The following is a 10,823-nucleotide window of genomic DNA, read 5'->3' on the forward strand; positions in this document are numbered from 1 at the left end:
TCGGTGCGCACTGCCGCACTCGGGCGCCCTTCATCGCCGTCCGGTCCCGCTGCCTGAAGGTCCGGTAACGTCGGCCACGCGCACAGAAGGGACCCTTCATGCAGGGCGGGGGGGAGGAACAGCTGGCCCTGGTGCGGGCGCAGGTCCGCCGAGCCAGGCCCCGCCCGCCGGAGCCGGCGGCCGCGACCGACCCGGTCGCCCGGGTCGCGGTCGACGTCTCGCTGGCCCACCTGGACCGGCTGTTCGACTACGAGGTCCCCGCCGGCGCCGACGAGCAGGCGGTGCCGGGGGTCCGGGTCCGGGTCCGGTTCGCCGGCCAGCTGGTCAGCGGGTACCTCATCGAGCGGGCGGCGACCAGCGAGCACCCCGGGCGGCTGGCCCGGCTCAAGGTCGTCTCGGCCGAGCCGGTGCTCTCCCCGCAGGCGGCCCGGCTGGCCCGCGAGGTCGCCGACCACTACGCGGGTGCCCTCGCCGACGTGCTGCGCCTCGCCGTCCCGCCCCGGCACGCGGCCGCTGAGGCCGGCCGGCCGGCCGAGCCGGCGCTGCCCCCGTCGGCCCCGGACGACCCGGGCCCCTGGCGGGCGTACCCCGCGGGTCCGGCGTTCCTGCGGGCGCTGGCCGCCGGCCGCTCCCCGCGCGCGGCCTGGACGGCGACGGCGGACTGGCCGGCCGAGGTCGCGCACGCGGTGCGCACCGCCCTGGCCGCCGACCGCGGGGCGCTCGTCGTCGTCCCCGACCACCGCGACGCCGACCGGGTGGCCGCCGCGGTGGAGGCCGAGTGCGGCCCGGGCCAGCACGTGCTGCTCAGCGCCGAGGTCGGCCCCAAGGAGCGCTACCGGCGCTGGCTGGCCGTGCGCCGCGGCGCCGTCCGCGCGGTCGTGGGCACCCGCGCGGCGATGTTCGCCCCGGTCGAGCGGCTCGGCCTGGCCGTGGTGTGGGACGACGGCGACGACCTGCACGCCGAGCCGCATGCCCCCTACCCGCACGTGCGGGAGGTGCTGGTGGCCCGGTCCCGCCTCGAGGGCGCGGCCCTGCTGCTCGGCGGCCACGCCCGCACCGCGGAGGCGCAGCTGCTCGTCGAGACCGGCTGGGCGCACCCGGTCGAGCGCAGCCGGGCCGACGCCAGGGCCGCGGCGCCGCTGCTGCGCACCACCGGCGACGACGCCGAGCTGGCCAGGGACCCGGCGGCCCGCGCCGCCCGGCTGCCGTCGCTGGCCTGGGAGACGCTGCGGACCGCGCTGCGCAGCGGCCCGGCGCTGGTCCAGGTGCCCCGCCGCGGCTACCTGCCGACCCTGGCCTGCACCCAGTGCCGCAGCCCGGCCCGCTGCCCCGCCTGCGCCGGGCCGCTGGCGCTGAGCTCGGGCCACGCCGTGCCCCGGTGCCGCTGGTGCGGCAAACCGGCCGGCGCCTGGCGCTGCCCGGAGTGCGACGGGGTGCGGCTGCGGGCGGTCACCGTGGGTGCGTCCAGGACGGCCGAGGAGCTCGGCCGCTCCTTCCCTGGCGTGCGGGTGCGGACATCCGGCGGCGACGGCGTCCTCGCAACCGTCGACGCCGAGCCCGCCCTCGTGGTGGCCACCCCCGGTGCTGAGCCGGTGGCCGACGGCGGGTACGCGGCGGCGCTGCTGCTGGACACCTGGGCGCTGCTGGCCCGGCCCGACCTGCGTGCGGGGGAGGAGGCGCTGCGCCGCTGGCTGGCCGCGGTGGCCCTGGTCCGGCCGGCTGCGCAGGGCGGGCGGGTGGTCGTCTTGGGGGACCCGTCGGCCGCCCCGGTGCAGGCCCTGCTGCGCATAGACCCCGCAGGGGCAGCGGCGCACGAGCTCGAGCAGCGCCGCTGGCTGGACTTCCCGCCGGCCGTGCGGCTGGCAGTGGTGTCCGGTCCGGCCGACGCCGTGGAGGAGTTCCTGGTGGCGGCCCGGCTGCCGTCCTCCGCCGCCGTCCTCGGCCCGCTGCCGCTCGAGCAGGGGCCGCCCGGACAGGCGCGGGCCCTGCTGCGCGCCCCGCTGGTCGACGGGGCCGCGCTCAGCGCCGCGCTGCGCGCCACCCAGGCCGGCCGCAGCGCGCGCAAGGCGGCCGAGTTCGTCACGGTGCGGGTCGACCCGGTGGCCCTCGGCTGACGGGCGGGAGACTGCGCGGGTGAGCGGCTACGACACGGTCGTGTTCGACATCGGCGGCGTCCTCGTCGACTGGGACCCCCGGCACCTGTACCGGGACCTGTTCGACGGCGACGAGCAGCGGATGGAGTGGTTCCTGCAGGAGGTCGCTTCGCCGGACTGGAACCACACCATGGACGCCGGCCGGCCGCGGGCCGACGCGGTGGCCGAGCTGGTCGCCCGACACCCGGACCTCGAGGCGCTGATCCGGGCCTGGCACGACCGCTGGCAGGACATGCTGGCCGGGGAGATCGCCGGGAGCGTCGAGGTCCTCGACCGGCTCGAGGAGCGCGGCCTGCGGCTGCTCGCGCTGACGAACTGGTCGGCCGAGACGTTCCCCGAGGCGCGGCGGAGGTACGCCTCGCTGCAGCGCTTCGAGGCGGTCGTGGTGTCCGGGGAGCACGGCCTGGCCAAGCCCGACCCGGCGCTGTTTCGGCTGCTGCTCGACCAGCACCGGGTCGACCCGGCGACCAGCGTGTACATCGATGACCGGGCCGACAACGTCGACACGGCCCGGTCGCTCGGGCTCACCGGCGTCCTGTTCACCGGACCGGACCGGCTGGCCCGTGACCTCACCGACCTGGGGCTGCTCGAGCCGCCGGTCCCGGCGCCCCGCCCGTAGACTGGACGCCGTTCGCCCCCAGCAGCCCCAGACGGGAGACCCGTGACCGTCCAGCCGATCCGCCTCTTCGGCGACCCGGTGCTGCGCACCGCCGCGGCCCCCGTGGTGGACTTCGACAAGGAGCTGCGCACCCTGGTGCGGGACCTCATGGACACCATGCTCGAGGCCCCCGGCGTCGGCCTGGCCGCCCCCCAGCTCGGGGTGTCGCTGCGGGTGTTCACCTACGCGGTGGACGACGAGGTGGGCCACCTGGTCAACCCCACCCTGGACCTCACCGATGACGAGCAGGACGGCGAGGAGGGCTGCCTGTCGCTGCCCGGCCTGTCCTTCCCCACGGTGCGCGCCTACGGCGTCGTCGCCAAGGGGTTCAACCAGTACGGCGACCCGGTCGCCGTCGAGGGCACCGAGCTGCTGGCTCGCTGCGTCCAGCACGAGACCGACCACCTCGACGGCATCCTGTTCGTCGACCGGCTGGACCGCGAGACCCGCAAGGCCGCGCTGCGCGCGATCCGCGAGGCCGAGTGGTTCGGCGACAGCGCGCCCCAGGTCCGGGTCAGTCCGCACGCCACGCACGGCACGGCCCACTAGGTGCGCCTCGTCTTCGCCGGCACCCCCGAGCCGGCGCTGCCGTCGCTGCGGGCGCTGCTGGCCTCCCGGCACGAGGTGGTCGCGGTGCTCACCCGGCCGGACGCGCCGGCCGGTCGGGGCCGCCGGCTCGCCGCGTCACCGGTCGCCGAGCTGGCCGCCGACGCCGGGCTCGAGGTGCTCAAGCCGCCGCGCCCCAGCGACCCCGCGTTCCTGGCCCGGCTGGCCGAGCTCGCCCCTGACGCCTGCCCGATCGTCGCCTACGGCGGCCTGATCCCGAGGGCCGCGCTGGACATCCCGCGGAACGGCTGGGTGAACCTGCACTTCTCGCTGCTCCCGGCCTGGCGCGGGGCCGCGCCGGTGCAGCACGCCATCCGGCACGGCGACGACTTCACCGGCGCCGCCACCTTTCTGCTCGAGGAGGGCCTGGACACCGGCCCGGTGTTCGGCGTGATCACCGAGCAGATCCGCCCGACCGACACGACGGGCGACCTGCTGGAGCGGCTGGCGCAGGGCGGCGCTCGGCTGCTCGTGGCCACCCTCGACGGCATCGAGGACGGCGAGCTGCGCCCAGTGCCGCAGTCGCCGGTCGACGTCTCGCTGGCGCCGAAGGTCACCGTGGACGACGCCCGGGTGGACTGGTCCGTGCCGGCGCTCGCGGTGGACCGGCAAGTGCGCTCGTGCACCCCGGCGCCCGGTGCCTGGACGACGTTTCGCGGGGAGCGGCTGCGGCTCGGGCCGGTGCAGCTGGCCGCCGACCGGGGGCTGGCCCCCGCCGAGCTGGCGGTGGACCGGGCCGGGGTGCACGTGGGCACCGGCAGCAGCGCCGTTCTGCTCGCCGAGGTGCGGCCGCAGGGCAAGCGGGCCATGCCGGCGGCCGACTGGGCCCGCGGGGTGCGGATCGCGCCGGGGGAGCGGTTCGAGCCGTGACCGCCGGCCAGCGCTACCGCCGGCCGCGGCCGGACGCCGCCCGCCGGACCGCCTTCGACCTGCTGCGCGCCGTCGACGAGCGGGACGCCTACGCCAACCTCGCGCTGCCCGCGCTGATCCGGGAGCGCCGGCTGGACACCCGTGACGCCGCCTTCGCCACCGAGCTGGCCTACGGCACGCTGCGCGGCCGGGGCAGCTACGACGCGGTCCTCGCCGCCTGCACCGACCGGGGCCTCGACGCCGTCGACCCGCCGGTGCTCGACCTGGTCCGGATGGGGGCGCACCAGCTGTTGTCGATGCGCACACCGTCGCACGCCGCCGTCGGGGCCACCGTTGAGCTGGCCAGGGCCGCCGTGGGCGACGGCCGGGCCAAGTTCGTCAACGCCGTCCTGCGGCGGGTCGCCGAGCGGGACCTCGAAACCTGGCTGGCCGTCGTCGCGCCGCCCTACGACAGCGATCCGGTGGGCCACCTGAGCATCGTGCACTCCCACCCCCGCTGGGTGGTGGACGTCTTCCGGGACGCCCTCGGCGGCTCGCTCGAGGAGACCGCCGCCCTGCTGGCCGCGGACAACGAGCGGCCGGTGGTGACCTTGGTGGCCCGGCGCTGCCCCGTCGAAGAGCTCATCGAGCTGGGCGCCGAGCCGGGCCGCTGGTCGAGGTTCGCGGCCCGGTGGCCGGGCGGCGACCCGGCGGCGCTGGCCCCGGTGCGCGACGGCCGCGCCGGCGTCCAGGACGAGGGCAGCCAGCTGATGGCCATCGCGCTGGCCGACGCGGCCCTGGACGACGGGCCGGACCGCCGGTGGCTGGACCTGTGCGCCGGGCCCGGCGGCAAGGCGGCGCTGCTGGGCGCGCTGGCCATGGCGCGCGGCGGTGCCCTGCTCGCGGTCGAGCGGCAGCCGCACCGGGCCAGGCTGGTCGCCACGGCGGCGGGGGAGACCGCAGCGGTCGTCGTCGCGGACGGGCTGCACCCGGCCTGGCCCGCGGGCGGCTTCGACCGGGTGCTGGCCGACGTCCCGTGCACCGGGCTGGGGGCGCTGCGCCGCCGCCCGGAGAGCCGCTGGCGGCGCCAGCCCGCCGACCTGGCCCGGCTGTCCCCGCTGCAGCGCGGCCTGCTGACCTCGGCGTTGGACGCCGCCCGGCCCGGAGGGCTGGTCGCCTACGTCACCTGCTCGCCGCACCTGGCCGAGACCAAGTTCGTCGTCGCCGACGTGCTGGCCGGCCGGGACGACGTCGAACGGGTCGACGCCCGGCCGCTGCTCGACGGACTGCCCGATCTCGGTCCCGGGCCGGACGTGCAGCTGTGGCCGCACCGGCACGGCACCGACGCGATGTACCTGGCGCTACTGCGCCGCCGCTCAGGCTGACCGCGCGGCCACCCGGTTCTTGCCGGCCGCCTTCGCCGCATACAGCCGGCGGTCGGCCTCCCGGAACACGTGCCAGACCGTGTCGTGGCCGACGTCGTCGGCGACCCCGATGCTCACGGTCACCTGCGCTCCGGGCCGGACCTCGTGCCACGGCTCGGCGGCCACCCGCTCGCGGATCCGCTCGCACAGCTCGGCGGCCGCCTCCGCCTCGGCGTTCGGCAGCACGATGGCCAGCTCCTCGCCGCCGTAGCGGGCCACCAGGTCGGCGCCCCGGGTGCCGTCCACCAGGATCCGGGCCACCCGGCGCAGCACCTCGTCGCCCGCCTCGTGGCCGAAGTGGTCGTTGACCAGCTTGAAGTCGTCGAGGTCGAGCAGCACCACGCTGATCGGCCGTTCGTAGCGCACCGCCTCCTCGAACATCCGCACCACCTCGGCGTCCAGGTGCCGCCGGTTGTGCAGGCCGGTGAGCGGGTCCCGCAGGGACAGCTCGGCCAGCCGCCGGGCCAGCGCCGTTTGGGTGGCCAGCGCCGACTGCAGCTCCGCCGTCCGCTGCTCGACCCGCTCCTCCAGATCGGCGTTCATGGCCCGCAGGTCCGCGGTGAGCTGGGCCGACCGCAGCCGCTCGGCGTCCGCCTCGTCGAAGGACTCCCGGACGGCGTACGCCGTGAGGCCGGCCACCACCGCGGTGAACAGGCACATGAGCCCGGCGTAGAGCACCAGTGAGTGGATGCTGACCTCGGTGATCGCCGCGCTCCGGCTGACATCGTCCAGCAGCGCCAGGATGGCCAGGCTGCCCAGCAGCGCGCCCACCACATGCCGGACGCCGAGGGTGGCGCCGGCCATGCTCATGAGCAGCGCCACGAACACCGGCGCGTTGTCGACCCGGCCGGTGGCGGTCACCGAGGTGACCAGGACGACGGCGAACATGAGCAGCACCAGCCAGCTGCCCAGCTCGACCAGCCCGCGCCGGATCAGGGCCACGATGCCGCCGGCCGCGACCATCGCGATCGAGATCGCCCCGGCGCTGGCCACCGAGTCGGGGCGGATCAGGGCCACCGGCAGGTACAGCGCAGCGGCCAACATCAGCCCCGCGACCATGGTGACCAGCACCCGGCCGCGCCGGCGCAGCCCGCGGTCGGGTGCGTGCACCCTGACCAACCAGCCGTAGCCGCGCTGGAGCACGAGGCTGTCCTCCCCCGGAAACGATGTGAGCCCCACGGTGTGACGGGGCAGCGCGTCCCGGACCCCTGCTCCAAACGGGTGATCACCCTGCGTGTCCGGCTGGGTCCGGTGGCGGTTCTGGTGGCCGGCGCCAGCCCGCTACCCTGCCGCGGTGGGCATTCAGATCGCGCCGAGCATCCTCAACGCCGACTTCGCCCGGCTGGCCGACGAGGTCGCCAGGGTCGAGGGCAGTGCCGACTGGCTGCACGTCGACGTGATGGACAACCACTTCGTGCCCAACCTGACCCTGGGCCTGCCGGTCGTGCAGAGCCTGCTGGCCGCCACCTCGCTGCCGGTCGACTGCCACCTGATGATCGACGACCCGGACCGGTGGGCGCCGGCCTACGCCGAGGCCGGCGCCGGCTCGGTGACCTTCCACGTGGAGGCCGCCAGGGCGCCGGTACGGCTGGCCAGGGCGCTGCGCTCCGCCGGCGCCCGGGCCGGGATGGCGCTCAAGCCGGCCACGCCGGTCGAGCCCTACGAGGACCTGCTGCCCGAGCTGGACATGCTGCTGCTCATGACCGTCGAGCCGGGCTTCGGCGGCCAGCGGTTCCTCGACGTCGTGCTGCCCAAGGTGCGCCGGGCCCGCGAGATGATCGGCCGCCACGGCGGCTCGGTGTGGCTGCAGGTGGACGGCGGGGTGTCACTGGAGACGGTGGCCCGCTGCGCCGAGGCGGGCGCGGACGTGCTCGTCGCCGGCTCGGCCGTCTACACCGCCGACGACCCGGCCGTCGTCGTGGACGCGCTGCGGGCCACGGCCGAGGCCGCCGCCGTCCAGCGCGGGTAGAGTGGCCCCCGCGTAACAGCAGCGTGCTCCGGGGTCGGTGAAAGTCCGAACCGGCGGTGACAGTCCGCGACCCGGCCGAAGCCATCGGCCGGTTGACCCGGTGGAACTCCGGGACCGACGGTGAGAGTCCGGATGGGAGGCGCACGCGGCGGGAACCGTCCCGGGTCGTCCCGCGCCGCCGTCCCTCGGCGACGCACCGCCCCGGCCGCGTCCCGTGTCCCCCGGAGCCCGCCCAAGCGGGAAGGGGACCAGGTGGCCACCGAGCACGAGCGTGCCGCGATGCTGCGCGCCCTCGAGCTGGCCGCGACCCCGGGCGTCCCGACCGGGCCCAACCCCCGGGTCGGCTGCGTGCTGCTGGGCCCGGACGGCACGGTGCTGGCCACCGGCTACCACCGCGGTGCCGGCAGCCCGCACGCCGAGGTCGACGCGCTGGCGCAGGCCGGGTCGGCGGCCGTTGGCAGCACCGCGGTCGTCACCCTCGAGCCGTGCAACCACACCGGCCGCACCGGCCCGTGTGCGCAGGCGCTGGTGGCCGCCGGGGTCCGCCGGGTGGTCTTCGCCCAGGCCGACACCAACCCGGTCGCGTCCGGCGGGGCCGCCGCCCTGCGCGCGGCCGGGGTTGACGTCGAGGGCGGGCTGCTGTCCGAGCGGGCCGCCGCGCTCAACGAGACCTGGACTTTCGCACTGGCCCACGGCCGCCCGTTCGTCACCTGGAAGCTCGCGGCCAGCCTGGACGGCCGCAGCGCCGCGGCCGACGGCAGCAGCCGGTGGATCACCTCCGAGCCGGCCAGGGCCGACGTGCACGCGCTGCGGGCCCGGGTGGACGCCGTCCTCGTCGGCACCGGCACGGCGCTGGCCGACGACCCGCAGCTGACCGTCCGCGACGCCGACGGCCACCCAGCCGGGCGCCAGCCGCTGCGCGTGGTGGTGGGCCGGCGGCCGCTGCCGCAGGGCGCCCGGTTGCAGGACGGCTCCGCGCCGACCGCCGTCTACCCGACCCATGACCTGGCCGCCGTCCTGGCCGACCTGCACGACCGCGACGTCCAGCACGCCCTGCTCGAGGGCGGCCCCACCCTGGCCGGCGCCTTCCTACGGGCCGGGCTCGTGGACCGGGTGGTGGCCTACCTTGCGCCGGTGCTGCTCGGCGCCGGGCCGGCCGCCCTCGGCGACGCCGGCGTCGCCACCATCGCGCAGGCGCTGCGGCTGCACGTGGAGGACGTCACCGCCCTCGGGCCGGACCTGCGGGTCACCGCGCGCCCGGTTCGTCCCGACTCCGTTCCGTCCGTCAACCCGGGAGGTCACTAGCCATGTTCACCGGCATTGTTGAGGAGCTCGGGGAGGTCGTCGAGATCGTCGACCTCGGTGACGCGGCCCGGCTCACCGTCCGCGGGCCGCTGGTCACCTCGGACGCGAGCCAGGGCGACTCGATCGCAGTCAACGGGGTGTGCCTGACCGTGGTGGACACCGCGAGCGGGGTGTTCACGGCCGACGTGATGCGCGAGACGCTGGCCCGGACCAGCCTGGGTGCGCTGGAGGAGGGCAGCCCGGTCAACCTGGAGCGGCCGGTGACCCTGGCCGCCCGGCTCGGCGGCCACCTGGTGCAGGGCCACGTCGACGGCACCGGGGAGCTGCTCGAGCGGGTCCCCGGCCACCACTGGGAGATCCTGCGGATCGAGCTGCCACCCGAGCTGTCCCGGTACGTCGTGGCGAAGGGCTCGATCGCCGTCGACGGGGTCTCGCTGACCGTCGTCGAGGTCAGGCCGAAGTGGTTCACGGTGAGCCTGATCCCCACGACGCTGGACCTCACCACGCTCGGTGCCAAGCAGCCGGGCGACCCAGTGAACCTCGAGGTGGACGTGGTGGCGAAGTACGTGGAGAAGCTGCTCGGCGCGGCACCCAGCGATCACCACGAGGAGGAGCACGCATGAGCGCGGCGGAGGGGGTCCGGCTGGACCCGGTCGAGCGGGCCATCGCCGAGATCCGAGCCGGTCAGGCCGTGGTGGTCGTCGACGACGAGGACCGCGAGAACGAAGGCGACCTGGTCTTCGCCGCGTCCCGGGCGACCCCGGAGCTGGTCGGCTTCATGATCCGGCACACGTCCGGCGTGATCTGCGTGCCGCTGGAGGGCCGCGAGCTGGACCGGCTCAAGCTGCCGCCCATGACGGCGGTGAACGAGGACCGCAAGCAGACCGCGTACTCGGTGAGCGTCGACGCACGGGACGGCACTACCACGGGTATCTCCGCGCAGGACCGGGCCCGCACCATCCGGGTGCTGGTCGACTCGGCCACCGAGCCGTACGAGCTGACCCGGCCGGGTCACGTCTTCCCGCTGCGCGCGCTGGACGGCGGGGTGCTGCGCCGCCCCGGGCACACCGAGGCGGCGGTCGACCTGGCCCGGCTGGCCGGGCTCACCCCGGCCGGGGCGATCTGCGAGATCGTGCACGACGACGGCTCGATGATGCGGGCGCCGCAGCTGCGCGAGTTCGCCGACGAGCACGGGCTCGCGATGATCTCCATCGCGGACCTGATCACCTACCGGCGGCGCACCGAGCGGACCGTGCTGCGGGCCGCCGAGACGACGCTGCCCACCCGGCACGGGGACTTCCACGCGGTCGGCTACCTGAGCACGCTGGACGGCGTCGAGCACGTGGCCCTGGTCCGAGGTGACCTCGGTGTCGGGGAGGACGTGCTGGTCCGGGTGCACTCGGAGTGCCTCACCGGCGACGTCATGGGCTCGCTGCGCTGCGACTGCGGGCCGCAGCTGGAGGCCAGCCTCGAGGCGGTGGCCGAGGAGGGCCGCGGGGTGGTCCTGTACGTGCGCGGGCACGAGGGCCGCGGCATCGGCCTGGTGCACAAGCTGCAGGCCTACCAGCTGCAGGACGCCGGGGCCGACACGGTCGACGCGAACCTCGAGCTGGGCCTGCCCGCGGACGCCCGCGACTACGGCACCGGCGCGCAGATCCTGGCCGACCTGGGGGTGCGCTCGATGCGGCTGCTCACCAACAACCCGGACAAGCGGGCCGGCCTCGAGGGGTACGGGCTCACCGTGCTCGGCCGGGTGGCGCTGCCGGTGACCGCCACGGCGCACAACCTGCGCTACCTGGAGACCAAACGGGACCGGATGGGTCACGACCTGCCGCTGCACCTGCTCGTGGAGGGGGACG

10 protein-coding genes and 1 riboswitch are annotated in these 10,823 nt (G+C 76.2%); of the genes, 9 read left to right on the forward strand and 1 reads right to left on the reverse strand.

Features of this window, described 5'->3' with window-relative positions; genetic code table 11:
• Nucleotides 1-98: 98 nt before the first annotated feature.
• The 5 genes from VIM19_03865 to VIM19_03885 are packed head-to-tail and all read left to right on the forward strand — an operon-like array spanning nucleotide 99 to nucleotide 5,651.
• Nucleotides 99-2,114: a primosomal protein N' gene (locus VIM19_03865; protein ID HEY5184044.1), complete on the forward strand. Its 2,016-nt coding sequence runs from the start codon at nucleotides 99-101 to the stop codon at nucleotides 2,112-2,114.
• Between the two features lie 19 nt (nucleotides 2,115-2,133).
• Nucleotides 2,134-2,772, forward strand: coding sequence for an HAD family phosphatase (locus tag VIM19_03870; GenBank protein ID HEY5184045.1), 639 nt, complete (start codon nucleotides 2,134-2,136; stop codon nucleotides 2,770-2,772).
• A 42-nt stretch (nucleotides 2,773-2,814) separates the two neighbouring features.
• A complete protein-coding gene (def, locus tag VIM19_03875) occupies nucleotides 2,815-3,360 on the forward strand; it encodes a peptide deformylase (GenBank protein ID HEY5184046.1) in 546 nt (181 codons plus the stop codon).
• Nucleotides 3,361-4,287, forward strand: a complete 927-nt coding sequence (gene fmt / locus VIM19_03880; protein ID HEY5184047.1) for a methionyl-tRNA formyltransferase — start codon at nucleotides 3,361-3,363, stop codon at nucleotides 4,285-4,287. It begins immediately after the preceding gene.
• Nucleotides 4,284-5,651 carry a transcription antitermination factor NusB gene (locus VIM19_03885; protein ID HEY5184048.1) on the forward strand — a complete coding sequence of 456 codons (1,368 nt, stop codon included), beginning with the start codon at nucleotides 4,284-4,286 and terminating at the stop codon, nucleotides 5,649-5,651. The genes fmt and VIM19_03885 overlap by 4 nt, the downstream gene beginning before the upstream one ends.
• Here VIM19_03885 and VIM19_03890 read toward each other — a convergent pair.
• The gene (locus tag VIM19_03890; GenBank protein ID HEY5184049.1) at nucleotides 5,643-6,833 is read right to left on the reverse strand and encodes a diguanylate cyclase; all 1,191 of its coding nucleotides are present in this window, start codon (nucleotides 6,831-6,833) and stop codon (nucleotides 5,643-5,645) included. The genes VIM19_03885 and VIM19_03890 overlap by 9 nt on opposite strands.
• A 151-nt stretch (nucleotides 6,834-6,984) precedes the next feature.
• Here VIM19_03890 and rpe point away from each other — a divergent pair, with 151 nt between their 5' ends.
• The 4 genes from rpe to VIM19_03910 form a co-directional block, all read left to right on the forward strand.
• Entirely contained in the window at nucleotides 6,985-7,659 is a 675-nt protein-coding gene (gene rpe / locus VIM19_03895; protein HEY5184050.1) for a ribulose-phosphate 3-epimerase, read from the forward strand.
• Between the two features lie 20 nt (nucleotides 7,660-7,679).
• Nucleotides 7,680-7,807: riboswitch (FMN riboswitch) on the forward strand.
• 104 nt (nucleotides 7,808-7,911) lie between these two features.
• Nucleotides 7,912-8,964: a bifunctional diaminohydroxyphosphoribosylaminopyrimidine deaminase/5-amino-6-(5-phosphoribosylamino)uracil reductase RibD gene (gene ribD / locus VIM19_03900; protein HEY5184051.1), complete on the forward strand. Its 1,053-nt coding sequence runs from the start codon at nucleotides 7,912-7,914 to the stop codon at nucleotides 8,962-8,964.
• A 2-nt stretch (nucleotides 8,965-8,966) separates the two neighbouring features.
• Nucleotides 8,967-9,587 carry a riboflavin synthase gene (locus VIM19_03905; protein ID HEY5184052.1) on the forward strand — a complete coding sequence of 207 codons (621 nt, stop codon included), beginning with the start codon at nucleotides 8,967-8,969 and terminating at the stop codon, nucleotides 9,585-9,587.
• A partial coding sequence (locus tag VIM19_03910; GenBank protein HEY5184053.1) for a bifunctional 3,4-dihydroxy-2-butanone-4-phosphate synthase/GTP cyclohydrolase II occupies nucleotides 9,584-10,823 on the forward strand: 1,240 nt, incomplete at its 3' end. The genes VIM19_03905 and VIM19_03910, both read left to right, overlap by 4 nt.

This window comes from Actinomycetes bacterium (assembly GCA_036510875.1).
Classification (GTDB): Bacteria; Actinomycetota; Actinomycetes; order Prado026; family Prado026; genus DATCDE01.

What these genes read in the sequence shown, in the direction of transcription:
- VIM19_03905 (HEY5184052.1), top strand. Translation starts at nt 8,967, where the DNA reads ATGTTCACCGGCATTGTTGAGGAGCTCGGGGAGGTCGTCGAGATCGTC.
- VIM19_03865 (HEY5184044.1), top strand. Translation starts at nt 99, where the DNA reads ATGCAGGGCGGGGGGGAGGAACAGCTGGCCCTGGTGCGGGCGCAGGTC.